The 229-nt window shown below is 63.3% G+C and carries 1 pseudogene; it reads right to left on the bottom strand.

The features are described 5' to 3' along the window. Positions 1-229, bottom strand: a pseudogene (gene truB, locus AC0L2O_RS37700) (tRNA pseudouridine(55) synthase TruB); the annotation flags it as partial.

The following is a 229-nucleotide window of genomic DNA, read 5'->3' as shown; positions in this document are numbered from 1 at the left end:
ACCTCCCGCGCCGGGATGTCGACCGTCGCGCCGTCGCGGGCAAGGTCATAGGCGCGCTCGCCTGCGATCTTGATGGCCGAAAATTGCGGCGGTGTCTGCATGATGATGCCGGTGTATTTCGGCATCAGCAAAAGCACATCGGCTTCTGCCGGACGCTGGTCGGAGCTTTTCGTCACCGGCCCTTCGAGGTCATCGGTCGAACGCTCCTCACCCCAGGCAACCGTGAAGC

Source organism: Bradyrhizobium sp. Kon10 (assembly GCF_055807395.1).
The sequence above is the reverse complement of the archived record's forward strand: the minus strand, read 5'-3'. Positions and strand labels throughout refer to the sequence as shown.